Source organism: Sulfitobacter dubius, assembly GCF_900113435.1.
Classification (GTDB): Bacteria; Pseudomonadota; Alphaproteobacteria; order Rhodobacterales; family Rhodobacteraceae; genus Sulfitobacter; species Sulfitobacter dubius.
Map to the genome: position 1 here is coordinate 818,209 of NZ_FOPG01000001.1, position 20,252 is coordinate 838,460.

The following is a 20,252-nucleotide window of genomic DNA, read 5'->3' on the forward strand; positions in this document are numbered from 1 at the left end:
CCTCCTGCGCGGATTAAACGCCGCAGGTGCCTGTCTTCGGCCCGCTTGAGACTTGCCAGAGCGCGCCCACGGGCCTAATCACACCCCCATGACAGATATCACCCATGACCGCCTTCTTATCATCGACTTCGGCAGCCAGGTTACGCAGCTTATCGCGCGTCGCCTGCGGGAGCTGAATGTCTTTTGCGAAATCCACCCGTTCAACACGGTGGACGATGCTTTCCTCAAGGAATTCGCGCCCAAGGCGGTGATCCTGTCGGGTGGCCCGTCCTCTGTGTTTGCCGAAGGCGCGCCAATGCCGCCGCAGGCTGTGTTTGAACTGGGCGTGCCGATCCTTGGCATCTGCTATGGCCAGCAGGTCATGATGCACTGCCTTGGCGGTCATGTGGAGCGTGGTCACGGCACCGCCGAGTTTGGCCGGGCCTTTGTCACCCCCACCGGGCAGCAGCTTGAACTGCTCGAAGGCTGGTTTGCCACCGACCGTGAGCAGGTCTGGATGAGCCACGGCGACCACGTCAGCAAGATCGCTCCGGGGTTTGAGGTCTATGGCACCTCCCCCAACGCGCCTTTCGCCATCACCGGCGACGTGTCGCGCAACTTCTACGCCGTGCAGTTCCACCCCGAGGTGCACCACACGCCCAACGGCCCGCGCCTTTATGAGAACTTCGTGCGTCTGGCAGGGTTCAAAGGCGACTGGACGATGAGCGCCTACCGTGAGGAAGCCATTGCCGCGATCCGTGAGCAGGTTGGCGACCAGAAGGTGATCTGTGGCCTTTCCGGCGGCGTGGACTCCTCCGTCGCCGCCGTGCTGATCCACGAAGCCATTGGCGATCAGTTGACTTGCGTCTTCGTTGACCACGGTCTGCTGCGCAAGGGTGAGGCCGAAGAGGTCGTCACCATGTTCCGCGACCATTACAACATGCCCCTGATCCACGCCGATGAGCAGGAACTGTTCTTGGGCGAGCTCGACGGCGTCTCTGACCCCGAGACCAAGCGCAAGATTATCGGCAAACTCTTTATCGACGTGTTCCAGAAACACGCAAAAGACGTGGGCGATGCGACTTTCTTGGCCCAAGGCACGCTCTACCCTGATGTGATCGAAAGCGTCAGCTTCTCGGGTGGTCCTTCGGTGACGATCAAAAGCCACCACAATGTCGGCGGCCTGCCCGAGAAGATGGGCCTGAAACTGGTCGAGCCGCTCCGCGAACTCTTCAAGGACGAAGTGCGCGAGTTGGGCCGCGAGCTGGGCCTGCCGCCCTCCTTTATCGGTCGCCACCCCTTCCCCGGTCCGGGCCTTGCGATCCGCTGCCCCGGTGAGATCACCCGCGAGAAACTAGCGATCCTGCGCGATGCCGATGCGGTCTATATCGACCAAATCCGCCGCCACGGCCTCTATGACGATATCTGGCAAGCCTTCGTAGCGATCCTGCCGGTGCGTACCGTGGGTGTGATGGGCGATGGCCGTACCTATGACTTCGCCTGCGCCCTGCGTGCGGTGACCTCTGTGGATGGGATGACGGCGGATTACTATCCCTTCTCGCATGACTTCCTTGGCGAGACCGCCACGCGGATCATCAACGAGGTGCCGGGCATCAACCGTGTCACCTATGACATCACCTCGAAACCTCCGGGCACCATCGAGTGGGAATAAACTTGAGGGTGGCCCTGACCGGCCACCTTCGCTGCGCCACCCCGGCCCAAGCGGACCGGGTGCGCGCAGGGCTTGACGCGCATCTGCGCCTCACCCGTGCCGAGCCGGGATGTTTGCGGTTCGACGTGACCCCCACCGATGATCCGCTTGTCTGGCAAGTCTCAGAGCTTTTCACCGACCGTGCCGCCTTTGACGCCCACCAAACCCGCGCTGCGGCTTCTGACTGGGCCACACTTACTGCCGGGATCACACGCGACTATCAGATCACGAGCCCTGCATGACCCCCACCTTCCGCGCCGCCCTTTGGATGATCGGGTCTATCGGCTCCTTCTCGACCATGGCCGTGGCGGGGCGCGAGCTTTCGGCGCGGTTCGATACGTTTGAGGTGATGCTCTACCGCAGTGTGATCGGCGTGATCGTCGTCGTAACACTTGCCGGGGCCACCGGCGCATGGCGGCGGATCAACACCCGTAACTTCGGTCTACAACTTCTGCGCAACCTCGCGCATTTTACCGGGCAGAACCTATGGTTCCTGGCGGTGTCGCTAATCCCGCTGGCGCAGGTCTTCGCGCTTGAGTTCACCTCCCCGCTCTGGGTCATCGTCCTGTCGATCTTTTTGCTGGGAGAGCGGTTGACCGCGACGCGGGCGCTGGCCGGGATTATGGGGTTCATCGGCATTCTGATCGTCGCACGGCCCGATATCGGTAACTTAAACACCGGCATTCTGGCAGCGGCGGGCTGTGCCGTTTTCTTTGCGCTGACCAATGTCCTAACAAAACGGTTAACGCGCACCCAAGGGATCACTACGATCCTGTTCTACCTCACCACACTGCAACTGGTTTTCGGCCTCATCGCCGCCGGATATGACGGAGATGTCGCGCTGCCCACGGCGGAAACAGCGCCCTTCCTGCTGCTGGTCGGCGCTTGCGGCCTGCTGGCTCATTACTGCTTGACCAACGCGCTTAGCATTGCCCCTGCGACCGTGGTAGTGCCGATTGATTTTGTCCGCCTTCCGGCCATCGCGGTGGTGGGGATGTTGCTCTATGGTGAAGCGCTGGATGTCTGGGTGTTCATCGGTGCCGGGATCATCTTTGCAGGCAACTATCTCAACATCTGGTTCGAGACCCGCAAACCACACATTCAGTAATTTTGTCACAGAAATGCGCCTGACCTTAGGTCAGGAATTGACGCAAACGGCAGCAATCCGCTTAGATCATTCCAACCTGCGCCGAGGAGGATCGCCGCAGAACCTTGGGAGAGAAACATGAAATCACATTTCTTGGCACTTCCGGCGCTTCTGGCGTCGACCGCCGCCGTTCATGCGGGCGGCATTGATCGCTCTGGTCAGTCCATCAACGCCCTGTTCGAAAGCGGGCGTTATGCAGAGTTTAGCTTCGGGCATATCTCGCCCGACACATCGGGTACCTCGGTGGCTGGGCTTGGTAGCCGCGATTCTGGCAATGCGACAGAAAACTACTTGCAGTTCGGCGCAGCATACAAAGCCGATATCAACGATAAATGGTCTTATGCGATCATTTACGATCAACCGTTTGGCGCAGATGTCGATTACCCCGCCGGCACGGGATACTACGCGGCTGGGTCACAGGCCGATCTTGACAGCCATGCGCTGACCGGGCTCATGCGCTACCGCGTGAACGACAACTTCAGCGTTCATGGCGGCCTGCGTGTGCAGTCTATCGAAGCCACAGCGGCTGTGCCCTTCGTCTCGAACTATAGCGTGACCGGTGATCGTGATATCGGTGTCGGCTATTCTGCTGGCGTTGCCTATGAGCGCCCCGACATCGCCATGCGCGTGTCCTTGACCTATAACTCCAAGATCAAGCACGACCTCGACACCAGCGAAAACTCTGTTGCGATCGGTAGCACGTCTACAAGTACAGAGATCGAAACCCCGCAGTCGTTGAATCTGGAGTTCCAGACAGGGATCGCAGCCGATACACTTCTCTTTGGGGGCGTCCGCTGGGTCGATTGGTCTGAGTTCGACATTACCCCAAGGGATTATCGCACGCTGACAAGTGGCAACTCCCTCGTCAGCTATGACGACGATGTGTTCACCTACTCGCTGGGTGTGGGCCGCCGCCTAAATGACAACTGGTCAGTCTCGGCCTCCGTCGGTTACGAGAAATCCAACGGCGGCTTTGCTTCGAACCTCGGCCCGACCGATGGCAACAAGAGCCTTGCGCTGGCGGCCGTCTATACCCGCGACAATATGAAAATCACCACCGGCGTGCGCTACGTCAACATCGGCGACGCGCAGACCGCGATTCCCGGCTTCGCCCCGGCGGCGGACTTTGAAGACAACGATGCCGTGGCCTTTGGTGTGAAAGTGGGCTTCACCTTCTGATCCACACCAGAACTGTTGAGATTACGCCGCCCGAGCCTCTCGGGCGGCGTTTTTTATGCATGCGCATCTTTCGGGTCGTGCTGGTCACTGGAACGGCCTAATCCCTAACCATGATCACACAGAAAACCATCCCCCCGCGCGCTTGGATCGAAATGGGCTTTCTCGCTCTGCTCTGGGGCGCATCCTTTGTCGCCGTGCGGGTGGCGCTGGATGAAATCGGGCCGCTGACCTCAGTCGCGCATCGCGTGTTCTGGGCGATGCTGGTGCTTTGGGGCGCGGTCGCCGTTATGCGCCTGCCGCTACCGCGCGACCCGCGCATCTGGGCGGCCTTCCTGCTGATGGGGCTTTTGAACAATGTGATCCCCTTCTCGCTGATGGCATGGGGGCAGTTGCACATCCCCTCGGGGCTGACCTCGATCCTCAATGCCGCCACGGCGATCTTTGGCGTCTTGGCCGCCGCGATCTTTCTGGCGGATGAGCGGATCACCCCGCGCAAGGCGATCGGCGTCTGTCTCGGCTTTGCCGGGGTCAGCACCGCCATCGGTTTGGAAAACCTCACGAATTTCGATCTCGGCAGCCTTGCACAACTCGCCGTGCTGGGCGGGGCGATGTCCTATGCCATGGCCGGTGTCTGCGCGCGCAAACTGCTGCCGGCCCAGCCGCCGCAACTGGCCGCCGCCGGGATGCTAACAGGCTCTACGCTGATCATGCTGCCGCTGGCATGGGCCGTCGAAGGGCCGCTGACGCTCGACCTTGCCCCGGCCACGCTCATGGCCATCGCCTATTATGCGCTGGCCGCCACGGCGCTGGCCTATCTGCTCTATTACCGCGTGCTGGCGATGGCGGGCAGCAGCAACCTTATGCTGGTGACGCTGCTGGTCGCCCCGGTGGCGATCCTGCTGGGCGCATGGCTGCGTGATGAGACCCTGCGCCCCGCTGCCTATGGCGGTTTTGCCCTTCTGGCGCTCGGGCTTCTGGTGCTCGATGGCCGCATCTGGCGTCTGGTGAAACACTGGGGTAGTCAGGGGAAACGAAGCACTTAACCTTGGTGATACATGCTCTACCCCACGGCTGACGATTGGCGCGCGGCCCCGCGCCGCAAAGTTCTGATCTTTGGCATGTCGGGCTTGGGCAAAACCCATCTTTCCAGCCTGCTCCGCGCCAGCGGCGATTGGTTTCACTACTCCATCGACTACCGCATCGGCACCCGCTATCTCGGCGAGCTTATCGCCGACAACGCCAAGGCCGAGGCGATGAAGGTGCCGTTTCTGCGCGATCTGCTGTTGAGCGACAGTATATACATCGGGTCGAACATCACCTTCGACAATCTCTCGCCCGTGGCCACATGGCTGGGCAAGCCGGGCGATCCGTCGCTTGGCGGGCTGCCGATGGCGGAATACGCCAAACGGCAAGAGGCTTTCCGCCGGGCCGAGATCAACGCCCTGCAAGACACCGCCTATTTCGCCACCCGCGCCGAAGCGCTCTATGGCTATCCGCATTTCATCTGCGACACTGGCGGATCAATCTGCGAATGGGTCGATCCCGAAGACCCGAACGACCCGCTGCTGCGGCAATTGGCAGAGGAATGCCTGCTGGTCTGGATCAAAGGCGATGAGGCCCATACCGAGGAACTCATCCGCCGCTTTGACAAAGCACCCAAGCCAATGGCCTATCAGCCCGAATTCCTTACCCGGGCTTGGGCCGACTATCTGGCCGAAAAGAACATCACCGAGGACGCGGTGAACCCCGATGATTTCATCCGCTGGACCTATGCCGCCGCCCTGTCGCACCGCCAACCCCGCTATGAGGCGATGTCGAAATGGGGCGTCACCATCACCCCTGCTGACATCGACGCACTGAACGCTCCCGAAGACTTTACCGATCTCATCGCCCGCCACCTGCCCGCGGGCGGTTGAACCCGCCCCGTCCAAGATTATCTGACTGCACTGGCTACCCCTGAAAGACCTGTCTCATGCCCATCAAGATCCCCTCCCGCCTGCCCGCCTTTGACGTTCTGCGCAACGAAGGGGTCATGGTGCTGGACGAGGAGCTGGCATCGCGGCAGGACATCCGCCCCCTGCGTATCGCGCTGCTGAACCTGATGCCTAAGAAAATCCAGACCGAGAACCAGTTCGCCCGGCTGATCGGTGCGACGCCCTTGCAGATCGAACTGAGCCTCATCCGCATGTCCGATCACCAAGCCCGCAACACCGCCGCCGAACATATGGAAAGCTTCTACCGCCCCTTTGAGGAGATGAAAGCCGAGAAATTCGACGGGCTCATCATCACCGGCGCACCAATTGAGCACCTGGAGTTCGACGAGGTGACCTATTGGGACGAGCTGCGCGAGGTGATGGAATGGACGCAAACCAACGTCCACTCGACCTTCGGGGTTTGCTGGGGCGGCATGGCGATGATCAACCATTTTCATGGGGTCAAAAAACACATGCTGAGCGAGAAGGCCTTCGGCTGCTTCCGCCATCGCAATCTCGCGCCCGCCTCGCCCTATCTCCGCGGCTTTTCGGACGACTGCACCGTGCCCGTCTCCCGCTGGACTGAGATGCGCCAAGACGAGGTGAACGCGCACGCGGGCCTCACCACGCTTTTGGGCAGTGATGAGGTTGGCCCCTGCCTGATCGAAGACCCCGCGCACCGCGCGCTTTATGTCTTCAACCATTTCGAATACGACCGCGACACGCTGAAACAGGAATATGACCGCGACGTGGAAAGCGGCGTGCCGATCAACGTGCCCTGCAACTACTACCCTGAAGATGATCCTTCGCGCACCCCGGTGAATCGCTGGCGCAGCCATGCGCATCTGCTTTATGGCAACTGGATCAACGAGATATATCAGACCACCCCCTTTGATATGAATGAGATTGGCCATTAAACTGCTGCTTGCCCTCCTCCTCGGGCTGGCGCTGCTGGTGGCGCTTGTCCAATGGCGCGCCGCGCGGCACGAGGCGCGGGCCGAAGCCAGCCATCCGCCCGAGGGCGAGATCATGGAGGTGGATGGCCTGCCGGTCCATGCCAAGGTCATCGGCAACGGGCCGGACCTGGTGCTGATCCACGGGGCCAGCGGCAATCTGCGTGATTTCACCATGGGCTTCGCAGAGCGACTGAGCGACCGCTACCGCGTCATCATGTTTGACCGCCCCGGCATGGGCTATACCGCCCGCTTGCCCGGTGCGCGCGGCGCGTGGAACCCACTGGGGGAATCGCCGCAAGAGCAAGCCGCGCTGCTGCAAAACGCCGCCGATCAACTGGGCGTCGAAAACCCCATCGTGCTGGGCCATTCCTTTGGCGGCGCTGTGGCGCTGGCTTGGGGGCTTCAGCGCCCCAAGGACACCGCCGCACTGGTGCTTGTCTCTGCCGTGTCCGAGCCTTGGCCGGGCGGGCTGGGCTGGCTTTACAACGTCAGCGCCTCACGGCTTGGCGGTGCGCTCTTTATCCCCGCCGTCACCGCCTTTGTCCCCGAAAGCGTGGTACAAAGCAGTATTGAGGCGATCTTTGCCCCGCAACCCGCGCCCGAAGGCTATGCCGAACACATTGGCACCGGGTTGACCCTGCGCCGCAGCGCCAGCCGCGCCAACGCCCAGCAGGTGCACCAGCTTCGCCCCCATGTGGTTGAAATGGCCGCACAATATGACCGTCTGACCATGCCGGTCGAGATCATCCACGGCGATGCCGATACCATTGTGCCGATGCATATCCACGCTGAGGAACTGATCAAAGACATCCCCAACGGCGCGCTCACCCGACTGCCCGGCATGGGCCATATGCCACAACACGCCGACCCGCAGGCGGTGGTCGACACAATCGACCGCGCCGCCACCCGTGCGGGTTTGCGTTAAGCGCCTTAACATCCCATATTGAAACAAGAACAACCCGCGAGGAGCGCCCATGGACCTGCCCTTTGACGGCGCAATCAGCGCCTTTTTTGAGAATGACGCCCCCGAGGACATTCGCCAAGCGATCCAGCGGGCCGACAAGGATGACATCCTCTCGCCCTCCTACCCGCATGACGAACGCCTGTCGCGCAAGACCTATGAGCGCGACTACGAGCGGCTCCAGATCGAAATGGTCAAACTGCAATCTTGGGTGCGTGAGACCGGGCAGCGGGTGGTCATGGTTTTTGAGGGCCGCGATGCCGCCGGGAAAGGCGGCACCATCCGCCGTATGCGCGAGAACCTCAGCCCCCGTTCTGCCCGTGTCGTCGCGCTGTCAAAACCAACTGAGACGGAACAGGGTGAGTGGTATTTCCAACGATACATCAAACACTTGCCCACGGCGGGCGAGATGGTGTTTTATGATCGCTCTTGGTACAATCGCGGCGTGGTGGAAAAGGTTTTTGACTTCTGCACCCCCGCGCAACGTGCGCATTTCTTTGAACAAGTCACCCCGTTTGAGCAGATGCTCGTCGAAGATGGCATTCACTTGATCAAATTCTGGCTCAACGTAGGCCGGGCCGAGCAGTTGCGCCGCATGTTGTCGCGCGAATCCGATCCGTTGAAACAATGGAAGCTCAGCCCGATCGACGTCAAAGGTCTGTCGGAATGGGAGGAATATTCGAGCGCCATCGCCGAGACCCTGCTTCGCAGCCATACAGATGAAACCCCTTGGACGGTAATCCGCTCCGACGACAAACGCCGCGCCCGACTGGCCGCGATGCGCCACCTGCTGAACCGCTTCGACTACCCCCAGAAAGACGCCAAGGCGATTGGCAAGATCGACGATGAGATTTGCGGCGGGCCGGACATCTGGGATGCCTAAACGCGGCTACCATCACGGCAACCTGCGCCAAGCGCTGATTGACGCCGCCCTTGAGTTGATCGAGCAGCGCGGCCCCACGGGATTCACGCTCTCCGAAGCCGCTAAACGCGCAGACGTCACCCCGGCTGCGGTCTATCGCCACTTCGAAGGCCGCGAAGACTTAATCGCCGAGGCCGCGCATCAAGGCTATGATATCTTTGCCGAATTGATGGAATTTGCCTACGAATCCGGTCAGCCCTCAGCCCTGAAAGCGTTTGAGGCTACGGGCCGCGCCTATCTCGCCTTTGCGCGCAAATACCCGGGCCATTACATCGCCATGTTCGAATCCGGCATCTCGGTCAACCGCACCCCGGAGCTGGCCCATGCCGCCAACCGCGCCAACGGCGTGCTGGAACGCGCAGCATCAGACCTCAGCCAGCATATCCCGGCAGACAAACGCCCGCCGGCTTCGATGTTTTCGGCCCATATCTGGGCAATGAGCCACGGCGTGGTCGAACTTTTCGCCCGCAACTCCCCCGGCCGCGCCTCGCCCTTCCCAGCAGACGACCTGCTGGAAACCGGGATCGGGATTTATCTGCGCGGGTTAGGGTTGGTCAGCCCTGACGAGTGAGGAATAGCGGCCCTCAGGCCGCCACCTTCATGTCCTGCAATACATCCGCCGCAATCTCAAACGAGCGCAACCGCGCCGCGTGATCGTGGATCTGCCCGGTCAGGATCAACTCATCAGGGCGGTGCTGCGCGATCAGCGTTTCCAACTGGCGTTTCACCGTCTCAGGGCTGCCGACGGCAGAGATGCGCAACGCATGATCAACCCCCTGCCGCATCCCTGCGCCAATCTCGGCATCTATGTCGCGCACCGGCGCTGGCAGCTTGCCGGGACGGCCTGTGCGCAGCCGGGCGAAGGCTTGCTGCATGGTGGTGCGCAGATAGTCGCCCTCTTCATCCGTGTCGGCGGCGAAGACATTCACCGCCAGCATGAAGCGCGGCGCGGGGCAGGCTTCGGACGGTTTGAAATCACGGCGGTAGATCGCGGTGGCTTCTTCCAGCGCGTCCGGTGCGAAATGTGAGGCAAAGGCGTAGGGCAGCCCGAAATGGGCCGCCAGTTGCGCACCATAAAGCGAGGAGCCGAGGATCCAGATCGGTACATGCGTCCCCTCACCCGGATGCGCACGGACGGGCGAACGCGGATCGGCGTCGCCCAGATAGGCCATCAACTCGGCCACATCATCGGGGAAGTGATCGCCGCCACCCATGCCGCGGCGCATGGCACGCATCACCGCCTGATCGCCACCTGGCGCACGGCCAAGGCCCAGATCAATCCGGTCGCCATGGATCGCAGCCAGCGTGCCGAACTGTTCGGCAATCGCCAAAGGCGCATGATTGGGCAGCATCACACCGCCCGCACCGATGCGAATATTCTGCGTATGATCCGCCACATGCCCTAGCAAAACCGATGTCGCCGCCGAGGCGATGCCCGGCATGTTGTGATGCTCAGCCATCCAGAACCGGTGATAGCCCTTGGCTTCCGCCAGTTGCGCCAAGGCGACAGAGTTGCGGATCGCCGTCGGGGTGCCGGACCCTTCGGGCACCGGGGCAAGATCAAGAACCGAATATTGCATGAATGTCTCCTGTGTTGTGCCCCATATAGGCAGCCGCCCCTGAACGCGGAACCGCGCGGGGCAGAAAAACCAACGGCTTGCCTAAAATTTCCGTCGTTCACAATGTTATGTTCTAACGTATAGCAGCTATGCACAAACGGCCCTTGCAGAGCATATGTGCCGGGCATAAGCGATGGGGATCAACAACCAGACCGCGCCAGTCAACGACAAGCCAAGGTCCAAAACTAGGCATAAGCCATGACAATCAAAACACTTCTCGGGTTCGGTCTTACCGCTGGGCTGCTCTCCACTGCCGCCTATGCGCAAGACAACATCACCACCGGGTTCGACCCGGTTATCGACGACCGCCCTACCGTCTCCGCAATCGGCTGGACGGCAGGCGTCTCTGCTGCGACCCGTTTCAACACATCGGATGATTTCGACCATCTGGAAAACGAAATCGAAGGCTTTGTTGAGTTGACCTACGGTGGTTTTCACACCGGCCTGAGCGCGACTTCCCTGTACCAAGACCCCACAGATGATGTCGAATTCGAAGCCGATCTGGGTTATGGTGCGGACTTTGGCCAAGGCATGAGCTGGGATCTGAGCTATTCCTACATCTGGCTGAACGATTCCAAAGATCACGAAGAAGAAATCACCGCGACATTGGGCTTCCCTATTGGGCGCGACATCTCCGGCGCATTCGCTGTGATCATCAACCCCGACAACGGCGAAAGCGATCAGGAAGTGGCGTTCGAAGCGCCCCTGTCCGAGCGTTGGACCGCCGTTGGCCTGATCGGTAACAGCGACCGTGACGACAACCTCTACGCCGAAGCCGGTGCCGTCTATGACTTCGGCGATGGCGTCAGCTTTGAAGCGCTGTACGAAGACACCAACGATGGTGACGGCGTACTAGGCTTTACCGTGAGCTATGAAATCGGCGGCTAATCCCGCAAGAGATTATCGCTGATCCTGATCAAGGGCCGTTGCGGGAAACCGCAGCGGCCTTTTTCACGTGCCGCTGCCAAGTCACACTGCCCACCCCGCAAACGAAAAAGGGCCACCCCGGAGGGCAGCCCTTTCGCAAAGTTGATCGGTAAGCTTAACGCTTGGAGAACTGGAAGCTCCGACGCGCTTTGGCCTTACCGTATTTCTTCCGCTCGACGACGCGGCTGTCACGGGTCAGGAAGCCTGCCGCTTTCAGCGCACCGCGCAGGGAGGGATCGTAAAGCTGCAGCGCTTTGGAGATGCCGTGCTTGACCGCGCCCGCTTGACCGGACAGACCGCCGCCTTTGACAGTTGCGAACACGTCGAACTGACCTTCGGTGTTGGTGATGCCGAAAGGCTGCGCGAGGATCAGCTGCTGCACAGGACGTGCGAAGTATTCGTTCTGCGGCTTGCCGTTCACGATAACCTTGCCGGAGCCGGGCTTGATCCAAACGCGGGCGACCGCGTCTTTACGTTTGCCGGTGGCATAGGCGCGGCCCAGTTCGTCACGAACCGGCTCACGCGGGGTCATTTCGGTTTCGGTGCCCTGTACGCCGCCGATGTTCTCGGTCACAGCAGCTTCGAGACCTTCAAGTGTTTTGATTTCGTCAGCCATGCTCATGCACTCCGCGTGTTTTTCTTGTTCATGGACTTAACGTCCAGAACTTCGGGGCTCTGGGCCTCATGGGGGTGATCGCTACCTGCATAGACGCGCAGGTTGGTCATGATCTGGCGGCTCAGGCGGTTGCCGGGCAGCATGCGCTTGACCGCTTGGGTCACAACACGCTCAGGATGCGCGCCTTCAAGGATTTGCTCCTTAGTGCGCGATTTGATCCCGCCGGGGTGGCCGGTGTGCCAGTAGAAGTGCTCTTCGCGCTTCTTGCCGGTCATCTGCACCTTCTCGGCGTTGATGACGATCACGTTGTCGCCGCAATCCATATGCGGCGTGAAGGACGGCTTGTGTTTGCCGCGCAGGCGCATGGCGATGATCGAGGCGAGACGGCCCAGCACGACGCCTTCGGCGTCGATGATGATCCATTTCTTGTCGATATCTGCCGGTGTCGCAGAAAAGGTTTTCATGGATGAATTCCCGTTTGAGGTTGGTCGGAACGAGGAATCCCCGCCCGGTGTCTGATGGAGGGGTTATAACCACCTGCATCGCCGGGTCAAGCGCATCAATCACGGATTACGTAAGCAAAATCAGTGACTTATGATTTAGGTATAATAATACCCCATATTTCTACACACTGATCTGCTCTGGCGGATTGTCCAAGAGACAGCGCAGCCGCTGCATCGCCGCCTCGAAGGAGCGCAGAGAGACATGGGCGTTCACCGCGATACGCACCGCATGGGGCGCGCGGCCATCGCGCAGGGCGAATTCATCGGCAGAGCGGATCTGCACGCCCTGCGCCTCTGCCGCGCGGCAGAACCCCGCTGCGCGCCAACCCGGCGGCAGTTGCAGCCATAGAAAGGGCACATCGCGCGACCATTGCAGCTCATGCCCGCCCAGATGGTTGACCGCGACCTCTACATATTCCGCCAGTCTTTCGCGGATGTCGGCACAGATACCCTTTAGCCGCGGATCGGTCAGCAAAATGCGCGTCGCCTCCGCCAAGGGGCGCGCAAGGCCGAAATATCCGTATTCCGCCACCCGCCGCAGGTCCGCCGACCGCCCCGCCGGGGCCAGCGCAAAGCCGACACGCAGCGCGGGCGTCAACTCTTTCGAGATCGAAGAAACATGCCAGACATGCTCAGGCCAGAGCGAGCGATAGCTCGGCGCGCGGGCAGAGCCCATGCGGTAGCAATCATCCTCCAGGATCTCCAAGCCGTGCCGCATGGCGACCACCAGCAGCGCGCGCCGCCGTTCAAGGCTGGTGTGGCTGCCCGTTGGATTGTGCACCTCCGGCGTGGTGCAAAACACCTGCGCCCCGCTGTCGCGCGCGGCCTTTTCCAGCGCCTCGGGCAGCACACCGTCATTGTCCATCGCCACGCCCACCACTTCGGCGCGCAGCACCTCCGCCGCCCGCCGGAACCCGGCATAGGAGAGGTCTTCGACCAGCATCACAGGTTTCGGTCCCGACAGGACGGCCTGAAGTACCAATACAATGCCACTTTGTCCGCCGTGCGACAGCACGACGTCGCGCTCACTCAGCGGGCCAAGGGACAGATGCGACAGCCAGTCGACCACCGCTTGGCGCACCGGGGCATAGGCATCGCGGGTGGGATAGTTCATCAATTCTTCGCCCGGCACATCCGCCACCTGCCGCAGGGCGCTGCGGATCAGGGCCACTTGCCCCATATCCGGCAATCGTGGACTAAAGAGACTCACCGCATCCGTATCTGAAATCTCTAACTCTTTGATCCAGCTATCTTGTTCGCGGTTCCAGACATCCTCGCGGATGGCTGCCTGCGGCGGGGCGACGAAAGTACCCCGGCCCACTTCGGCCTCCAGCAGGCCCTCGTCAGTCAGAATGGTATAGGCGCGCGCCACGGTGCCGGGGGTGATCCCCAATTGCCACGCCAATTCCCGCACTGGGGGCAGCTTATCGCCAACCGCCAGCGCGCCGGAACTGATACCCTCGCGGATGGTCAGAGCCACGAGTTTGTACTTCGGCCCCTGCCCGTCGGCGAGCGTCGGCTGCCAAATTGTACCCATTACAATATTCCTGTGGTCAAATTGTATCGCGCTTTGTACCTTTGTACCTGTAGGTTTTCTACACTTTGTGTCAATACAATTTCGCCAATACAAATTCAAGGAGTTCTCCCATGACACAGGCTCGCCCTATTAGCGCCGATGCAATGACATTGATGACATACCGCGCCCTGCCGGTCCCTGCAGTGATCGCGCTGCGCTTTGCGGCGGTCGTGACCACATGGGCGGCCCGCCGACGCACCCGGATCGCGCTTGCAGCGCTAGAACCGTGGGAGCTTGATGATGCGGGACTTACACCGGAACAGGCCTCGGCCGAGGCTTCCCGCGTGTTCTGGCAGGCGTAACTTCCCTGTGGCGTTCGCCAGACCTCTTCCTGGGCCGGGTTTTTCCCGGCCCTTTTTTTGTAGAAAGCCACTAGGTCCGGAATCAAGCCGCAGGCGCCGGGCCATCGACTGCCCGGCCCGGCGGGCTGGCGATTTGGTTGGGCTTTTTACTCCTTCGAGAAAGCGGACCACAGCCGCACAATAAAGTGGCGCGGATCACCGTCACAATCGCAACCCCACGGTCAGGCGCTGGCCCTCCTCACCCCATCGACGCGGGCGGAATCGCATAGGTCAGCCCCGCCCGCGCCACCGGCTTATCCGACCCCTCTGAGTAAATCAGCACATCCGTTACCGACAATTGCCGCCCCAGTTTGAGCAGCTTGGCATGGGCAATCAAAGGCACATCCGCCAGCGGCTTGCGCATGAAATCAATCGAGCAATTCGTCGTCACCGCCAGCGCCTTGGGCCCGATCATTGCCAGCGTCACCAGATAGGCCGCCACATCTGCCAGCGCGAACATCGACGGGCCCGAGACCGTTCCGCCGGGCCGCAAATGGCGGCGGCTGGTCAGCAAACGCATGGTGATCTCATTCTCGGCGACGTGATCCACGGCGAAATCATCCGCCACCTGATCGAACACCTCCCGCATGAAGGCCTCCAACGCCTCTGCATCCATCACCACGGCCATACTTGTTCTCCCTGCTGTCCTCGGCGTAACGTTGGCGCGACCAGCTTGGGAGGGCAAGGTGACAATTCTTGACGTTACGGCACAAGGCCCGGTGACCCATCTGCGCATGAACGCACCCGAGCGGTTGAACGCCCTGTCGGACGAAATGCTGGCCGCCCTGCACAGCAAACTCGACGAACTGGCCGAAGACCGCCAAACACGGGTGATCATCCTGTCGGGCGCAGGAAAAGCCTTCTGCGCCGGTCACGATCTACGCCAGATGACTGCCATGCGCCAAGCCGAGGACGGCGGAGCCGCCGCCTTCAAATACCTCTTCGACCGCTGCGCCGCCCTGATGGCCCGCATCCAAAGCCTGCCGCAGCCCGTCATCGCCCAAGTCCATGGCATCGCCACTGCCGCAGGCTGCCAGCTTGTCGCCACTTGCGATTTGGCCATCGCCGCCGAGGACACACGCTTTGGCGTCAACGGCGTGAACATCGGCCTCTTCTGCTCGACCCCCATGGTCGCCCTGTCCCGAAGCGTCCCGCGCAAACAGGCGTTTGAGATGCTCACCACCGGTGATTTCATCTCCGCCTCCCGCGCCGCCGAACTGGGCCTGATCAACCGCGCGGTACCAGCCGATCAACTTACCAACGAGGCCATGACCTTAGCCGAAAAGATCGCCGCCAAGCTCGGCACCGCCGTCGCCCATGGCAAAGGGGCCTTCTACCAACAGATGCAACTGCCCACCGATCAAGCCTACGCCTTCACCGGCGACGTGATGGTCCGCAACATGCTTGAGGCTGACACCCGCGAGGGGATCGACGCCTTTTTGGAAAAACGTGCGCCCGACTGGCAGCAGTGATTGTTTCCAAATCCGCGCAACTGTGTTGCTGCGCGGGGGCTGGCAAATCTGGCAAAATCGGGGCACTGTTATATCAGGGTACAGATACCCTGATGATTTTGGGTCGCCGACGGCGGAAGGTCCCTCCGGGTCAGCCTCTCACTGACCGACCATTCCCGCAGCGGCGACCCCAAAACCATTCTCCCCCAGCACCCTCGCAACCTCTTGCCCATTGCGCGCGCTGCTGCCCTGCCCTACATCGCCCCCATGACAGATACATTGCACATCATCGGCGGCGGCATGGCCGGATCAGAAGCGGCTTGGCAAGCGGCGAACGCGGGCATCTCGGTGGTCATCCACGAAATGCGCCCCAAGGTCGAAACCTTTGCCCACCAGACCGGGCTGTTGGGCGAGATGGTCTGCTCCAACTCCTTCCGCTCGGATGATGATGAGCAAAACGCCGTGGGCCTGCTGCATTGGGAAATGCGCGCCGCCGACGGCCTCATCATGGCCTGCGCCGACAAAAACCGCCTGCCCGCTGGCGGCGCACTGGCGGTAGACCGCGACCCCTTCGCGCAGACCGTCACCGACACGCTGCTCGCGCACCCCAATATCACCGTCGAATACGGCGAGATTTCTGAGCTGCCAAAAGACGGCAAATGGATCATCGCCACTGGCCCGTTGACCTCGGGCGCATTGGCCGAAGCCATCGCCGCCGAAACCGGGGCCGAAGCACTGGCATTCTTCGACGCCATTGCCCCCATCGTCTATTTCGACAGTATCGACATGTCGAAAGCATGGATGCAGTCGCGCTATGACAAGGGCGAAACCGAGGAAGAGCGCACCGCCTATCTCAATTGCCCGATGGACAAGCAGCAATACGACGATTTCATCGACGCGCTGCTTGAGGCCGACAAAACAGAATTCCGCGAAGGTGAAACCGCCGGCTACTTCGACGGCTGCCTGCCCATCGAAGTCATGGCCGAACGCGGCCGCGAAACCCTGCGTCATGGCCCGATGAAACCGGTTGGCCTGACCAACCCACACCAGCCCGACATCAAAGCCCATGCCGTCGTGCAGCTGCGCCGCGACAACAAGCTGGGCACGCTTTACAACATCGTCGGCTTTCAAACCAAAATGAAGTACGGCGCGCAAACAGATGTTTTCAAACGAATTCCCGGCCTAGAAAACGCACGTTTCGCCCGTCTTGGCGGCATTCACCGCAACTCGTTCATCAACTCGCCCACGTTGCTTGACGACCAAATGCGCCTACGCAGCCAGCCCAACATCCGCTTTGCAGGGCAGATTACCGGCGTCGAAGGCTATGTCGAAAGCGCCGCGATGGGGATGCTCGCAGGCCGTATGGCCGCGGCTGAGATCAACGGCAGCAGTCTGCCCACCCCGCCCGACAGCACCGCCATGGGTGCGCTGATCACCCACATCACTGGCGGCGCAGATGCTAAAACCTTCCAGCCGATGAACGTGAATTTCGGCCTCTTCCCGCCCGTTGAAGGGCTCAAGTCTGGGCGTCGCGGGCGCAAAGACCGCTACAAAGCCTATACTGACCGCGCAAAAGCAGAATGGCAGAATTGGCTTAATCAAGGTTAACTCTGGTCGGGTTAAGACTGGACCCTTCGTGCCATCCCCCATACTCTAGGGGGATGACACAACATTATTTCGACAAGGCATATGCGGCACGCGACACGAAAGTCATCCGCAGCCTCTACGACGAATGGGCAAGCAGCTACGACGACGACATTACAGCTCAGGGCTATGCCACCCCCGAACGCGCCGCTGTCACGCTTGCAGAATTTCTTGATGAAAAAGAACTGCCGATTTTCGACATCGGATGTGGTACCGGGCTGTCTGGTGCAGCCCTGAAACACGTCGGCTTTACCACGATTGACGGGGGCGATGTCTCGGCTGCGATGCTGGTTGAGGCACGGAAAAAAGGTATTTACCGCAAACTCTTAGAGCTTGAAGTTGACGCACCCTTACCTTTTGCGCCCGGTGCATATGATGCCATTAGCGCGATCGGGGTTATCGGCCCCGGTGCCGCGCCAATATCCTTGTTCGACACGCTTATGCATGGATTAAGAAGGGGCGGTAAACTCCTATTTTCGCTAAACGAAAAAGCGTTGGAGGATCGCGGCGCTTTGGGCATGATCCATGAATGGACCGACTGTGGCGCAGCGATTTTGCTCCATGCCGAAGAAGGCGCGCATTTGCCTGGAATCAACATGAAGTCTACTGTCTATCTAATTGAAAAGAATTGAAACTTACGAGCAGATTCGCCCCATCACCGACCGGCCCACTACATCTTGGCCACGCCTATTCGGCGCTTTTGGCACATGATCTGGCCCAAGCGGCGGGCGGTAGCTTTCTTTTACGCATCGAAGATATCGACCAATCCCGCGCCCGCCCAGAATGGGAAGCGCAAATTTACCAAGACCTCGACTGGCTTGGCATAGGATGGGCACGCCCGGTAATGCGGCAATCAGACCGGATGGAGAGCTACCGCGCCGCGCTTGATGATCTCTGGGCGCGCGGCTTGCTTTACGCCTGCACCTGTAACCGCCGCGACATTGCCGCAGCCACCAGCGCCCCACAAGAAGGCGCAGCGCCGATCATCGGCCCTGATGGCATCATCTACCCCGGCACCTGCCGCGCCGCAGGCCACCCCCGTGAGACTGGCGCGCTAAGGCTAGATATGGCCAAGGCATTGGAAACGCTCAGCAGCACGCCGCTGACCTTCTTAGAGAATGGCCAAGGCCCCAATGGCGAAACCGGCCAGCAAACGATTTCCCCCGATCAGCTCATTACAACTGTTGGTGACGTGGTATTGGCCCGGCGCGACATGGGCACATCCTACCATCTATCTGTTGTTCTGGATGACGCGGCACAGAAGGTTACGCTGGTCCCACGGGGGGCCGATCTGTTTGAGGCCACCCAAATCCACGTTGTACTGCAGGCTTTGCTGGGCCTGCCAAAGCCTTGCTACCACCACCACCGTTTAATTCGCGATGAAGCTGGCAAGAGGCTAGCCAAGCGCGACGACGCTCGCGCCATCGCGCTCTATCGCGAGAGCGGCGCCACACCCCAGGAAATTCGTGATATGGTAGGCCTTTAGAGGCCAGTCTTAATCCATCGGCTTCATCAGTTCGACCTCTTGGCCATCCTGAATACCGGTGTAAAAACAGCTGCGCCGCCCGGTGTGACAGGCGGGCCCGCTTTGGTTTACCATGACCAGCAAGCAATCACGGTCGCAATCCAGCCGCATTTCAACGAGTTCCTGAACATTCCCGCTGGTTTCTCCCTTCACCCAGAACGCCTGCCGTGAGCGGCTCCAGTAAGTGACCTTGCCGGTTTCCAACGTGCGCGCGATGCTTTCCGCATTCATCCATGCCAGCATCAGCACCTCATGGGTCTGAGCGTCCTGAGCAATCGCCGGGATCAGGCCCGCATCGTTGAATTGAAGGCTTGCAGGATCAAAAGTCATCGGACACCTCGTGGAAATATTTGCATCTGCGTCAGCGGCGCTTATGTAGGGTTTCAGCACGAAAAGGAACAGCCATGTCGGATGAGACGGACCTCATCAAGCTCTACTCCGCGCGTATCTTGGCGCTTGCAGCAGAGATCCCCCATCTGGGCCGCATGGACGACCCTCAGGCCAGCGTCAAACGCCGCTCGCCGCTCTGTGGCTCGACCGTGACGGTTGATGTGCGCGTGCAGGAGGGGCATTTGGCCGAAATGAAGCAGGATGTGAAAGCCTGCGCTTTGGGGCAAGCTGCCGCCGCCGTTGTCGGCGCTGCGGCACCCGGAAGTTCATTTACGCAGATCACGACAGCCCGCGATCAGTTGCGCGCCATGCTGAAAGGCGAAGGCCCTGTGCCAGACGCGCCCTTTGACGGTTTCGAAGTGCTTACCCCTGCCACGGCCTATAAAAACCGCCACGCGTCGATTATGCTCAGCATCGAAGCATTAACCGAGGCAATGCAACAGGCCGTAGCCCCCGTTGAAGCGGGCGAGCGTTAAGTAGAGCGCCACTCAGACGCGAACCTACCCTCGCAGTCTCTCAGCGGTCTCCCTCGTCCCCTAAAGCCGAAAAAAACGCCGCACATCCGAAAAGGATGGCGGCGTCAGTAGGCGTAACTCATGTGGGACCCACTTTGCCAAAGGCCGATGCGGACAGGCAAATCGGTGCATCAAAATTGGGACGGATGCAGGCAAAGCGGCATGAGAGCCTTAGGCAGAACTCAGATAAAAGCAGGCAGATGCAGACCAACGACCAGCATCACGATCAAAGCGGCGGCCCCTGCTGCATCCTGCAACAACGTGGCCTGTGACCTAAGAGCGATAGATTTCAGCGTGGTGTAAGTCATCATCGGTAC

At 60.5% G+C, this 20,252-nt stretch carries 24 protein-coding genes; 17 read left to right on the forward strand and 7 right to left on the reverse strand.

The window, feature by feature from the left end; genetic code table 11:
• Positions 1–88 precede the first annotated feature (88 nt).
• The 10 genes from guaA (at position 89) to BM229_RS04060 (ending at position 9,399) form a co-directional block, all read left to right on the forward strand.
• Entirely contained in the window at positions 89–1,651 is a 1,563-nt protein-coding gene (guaA, locus tag BM229_RS04015; RefSeq protein ID WP_093926373.1) for a glutamine-hydrolyzing GMP synthase, read from the forward strand.
• 8 nt (positions 1,652–1,659) lie between these two features.
• Positions 1,660–1,932, forward strand: a complete 273-nt coding sequence (locus BM229_RS04020) for a putative quinol monooxygenase (protein WP_093927208.1) — start codon at positions 1,660–1,662, stop codon at positions 1,930–1,932.
• Positions 1,929–2,798 (forward strand): DMT family transporter, encoded by an 870-nt coding sequence (locus BM229_RS04025; RefSeq protein WP_093926374.1) that lies wholly within the window; start codon positions 1,929–1,931, stop codon positions 2,796–2,798. The genes BM229_RS04020 and BM229_RS04025 overlap by 4 nt, the downstream gene beginning before the upstream one ends.
• Before the next feature lie 117 nt (positions 2,799–2,915).
• Entirely contained in the window at positions 2,916–4,016 is a 1,101-nt protein-coding gene (locus BM229_RS04030; protein WP_093926375.1) for an OmpP1/FadL family transporter, read from the forward strand.
• Positions 4,017–4,126: 110 nt separating this feature from the next.
• Positions 4,127–5,059 carry a DMT family transporter gene (locus tag BM229_RS04035; RefSeq protein WP_093926376.1) on the forward strand — a complete coding sequence of 311 codons (933 nt, stop codon included), beginning with the start codon at positions 4,127–4,129 and terminating at the stop codon, positions 5,057–5,059.
• A 12-nt stretch (positions 5,060–5,071) separates the two neighbouring features.
• Complete coding sequence (locus BM229_RS04040; RefSeq protein ID WP_093926377.1) at positions 5,072–5,932, forward strand: ATPase; 861 nt, start codon at positions 5,072–5,074, stop codon at positions 5,930–5,932.
• A gap of 56 nt (positions 5,933–5,988) precedes the next feature.
• Entirely contained in the window at positions 5,989–6,906 is a 918-nt protein-coding gene (gene metA / locus BM229_RS04045; protein ID WP_093926378.1) for a homoserine O-acetyltransferase MetA, read from the forward strand.
• Positions 6,890–7,870, forward strand: coding sequence for an alpha/beta fold hydrolase (locus tag BM229_RS04050; protein WP_093926379.1), 981 nt, complete (start codon positions 6,890–6,892; stop codon positions 7,868–7,870). The genes metA and BM229_RS04050 overlap by 17 nt, the downstream gene beginning before the upstream one ends.
• A 49-nt stretch (positions 7,871–7,919) precedes the next feature.
• The gene (ppk2, locus tag BM229_RS04055) at positions 7,920–8,789 is read left to right on the forward strand and encodes a polyphosphate kinase 2 (protein ID WP_093926380.1); all 870 of its coding nucleotides are present in this window, start codon (positions 7,920–7,922) and stop codon (positions 8,787–8,789) included.
• A complete protein-coding gene (locus BM229_RS04060; protein ID WP_093926381.1) occupies positions 8,782–9,399 on the forward strand; it encodes a TetR/AcrR family transcriptional regulator in 618 nt (205 codons plus the stop codon). Before ppk2 ends, BM229_RS04060 begins: the two co-directional genes overlap by 8 nt.
• A gap of 13 nt (positions 9,400–9,412) precedes the next feature.
• On the opposite strand, the gene BM229_RS04065 is transcribed toward BM229_RS04060, so the two are convergent.
• Positions 9,413–10,408: an LLM class flavin-dependent oxidoreductase gene (locus BM229_RS04065; RefSeq protein ID WP_093926382.1), complete on the reverse strand. Its 996-nt coding sequence runs from the start codon at positions 10,406–10,408 to the stop codon at positions 9,413–9,415.
• A 237-nt stretch (positions 10,409–10,645) separates the two neighbouring features.
• On the opposite strand from BM229_RS04065, the gene BM229_RS04070 reads away from it, so the two are divergent.
• A complete protein-coding gene (locus tag BM229_RS04070) occupies positions 10,646–11,335 on the forward strand; it encodes a hypothetical protein (RefSeq protein ID WP_093926383.1) in 690 nt (229 codons plus the stop codon).
• A 154-nt stretch (positions 11,336–11,489) separates the two neighbouring features.
• On the opposite strand, the gene rpsI is transcribed toward BM229_RS04070, so the two are convergent.
• From rpsI to BM229_RS04085, 3 genes are all read right to left on the reverse strand, one after another.
• Positions 11,490–11,990 (reverse strand): 30S ribosomal protein S9, encoded by a 501-nt coding sequence (gene rpsI / locus BM229_RS04075; protein WP_093927209.1) that lies wholly within the window; start codon positions 11,988–11,990, stop codon positions 11,490–11,492.
• Positions 11,991–11,992: 2 nt separating this feature from the next.
• Positions 11,993–12,454 (reverse strand): 50S ribosomal protein L13, encoded by a 462-nt coding sequence (rplM, locus tag BM229_RS04080; RefSeq protein WP_093926384.1) that lies wholly within the window; start codon positions 12,452–12,454, stop codon positions 11,993–11,995.
• Between the two features lie 160 nt (positions 12,455–12,614).
• Positions 12,615–14,030 carry an aminotransferase-like domain-containing protein gene (locus tag BM229_RS04085; protein WP_093926385.1) on the reverse strand — a complete coding sequence of 472 codons (1,416 nt, stop codon included), beginning with the start codon at positions 14,028–14,030 and terminating at the stop codon, positions 12,615–12,617.
• Between the two features lie 110 nt (positions 14,031–14,140).
• Between BM229_RS04085 and BM229_RS04090 the strand changes: the two genes are divergently transcribed.
• Entirely contained in the window at positions 14,141–14,371 is a 231-nt protein-coding gene (locus tag BM229_RS04090; protein WP_093926386.1) for a DUF1127 domain-containing protein, read from the forward strand.
• A gap of 238 nt (positions 14,372–14,609) precedes the next feature.
• Here the strand turns inward: BM229_RS04090 and BM229_RS04095 are convergent, their stop codons facing one another.
• Positions 14,610–15,038 carry a PaaI family thioesterase gene (locus BM229_RS04095; protein WP_093926387.1) on the reverse strand — a complete coding sequence of 143 codons (429 nt, stop codon included), beginning with the start codon at positions 15,036–15,038 and terminating at the stop codon, positions 14,610–14,612.
• 58 nt (positions 15,039–15,096) lie between these two features.
• Between BM229_RS04095 and BM229_RS04100 the strand changes: the two genes are divergently transcribed.
• From BM229_RS04100 to gluQRS, 4 genes are all read left to right on the forward strand, one after another.
• On the forward strand, positions 15,097–15,882 hold the full coding sequence (locus BM229_RS04100; protein WP_093926388.1) for an enoyl-CoA hydratase: 786 nt from the start codon (positions 15,097–15,099) through the stop codon (positions 15,880–15,882).
• 246 nt (positions 15,883–16,128) lie between these two features.
• Positions 16,129–17,469, forward strand: coding sequence for a methylenetetrahydrofolate--tRNA-(uracil(54)-C(5))-methyltransferase (FADH(2)-oxidizing) TrmFO (gene trmFO / locus BM229_RS04105; RefSeq protein ID WP_093927210.1), 1,341 nt, complete (start codon positions 16,129–16,131; stop codon positions 17,467–17,469).
• Positions 17,470–17,522: 53 nt separating this feature from the next.
• Positions 17,523–18,137 carry a class I SAM-dependent DNA methyltransferase gene (locus BM229_RS04110; RefSeq protein WP_093926389.1) on the forward strand — a complete coding sequence of 205 codons (615 nt, stop codon included), beginning with the start codon at positions 17,523–17,525 and terminating at the stop codon, positions 18,135–18,137.
• Positions 18,134–18,991: a tRNA glutamyl-Q(34) synthetase GluQRS gene (gene gluQRS, locus BM229_RS04115; protein ID WP_093926390.1), complete on the forward strand. Its 858-nt coding sequence runs from the start codon at positions 18,134–18,136 to the stop codon at positions 18,989–18,991. The genes BM229_RS04110 and gluQRS overlap by 4 nt, the downstream gene beginning before the upstream one ends.
• 9 nt (positions 18,992–19,000) lie before the next feature.
• Here gluQRS and hisI read toward each other — a convergent pair whose 3' ends face one another.
• Entirely contained in the window at positions 19,001–19,360 is a 360-nt protein-coding gene (gene hisI, locus BM229_RS04120; protein WP_093926391.1) for a phosphoribosyl-AMP cyclohydrolase, read from the reverse strand.
• Positions 19,361–19,434: 74 nt separating this feature from the next.
• Here hisI and BM229_RS04125 point away from each other — a divergent pair, with 74 nt between their 5' ends.
• Complete coding sequence (locus BM229_RS04125) at positions 19,435–19,896, forward strand: iron-sulfur cluster assembly scaffold protein (protein WP_093926392.1); 462 nt, start codon at positions 19,435–19,437, stop codon at positions 19,894–19,896.
• A 221-nt stretch (positions 19,897–20,117) separates the two neighbouring features.
• Here BM229_RS04125 and BM229_RS18415 read toward each other — a convergent pair whose 3' ends face one another.
• On the reverse strand, positions 20,118–20,246 hold the full coding sequence (locus tag BM229_RS18415) for a hypothetical protein (RefSeq protein WP_276326633.1): 129 nt from the start codon (positions 20,244–20,246) through the stop codon (positions 20,118–20,120).
• Positions 20,247–20,252: the final 6 nt, after the last annotated feature.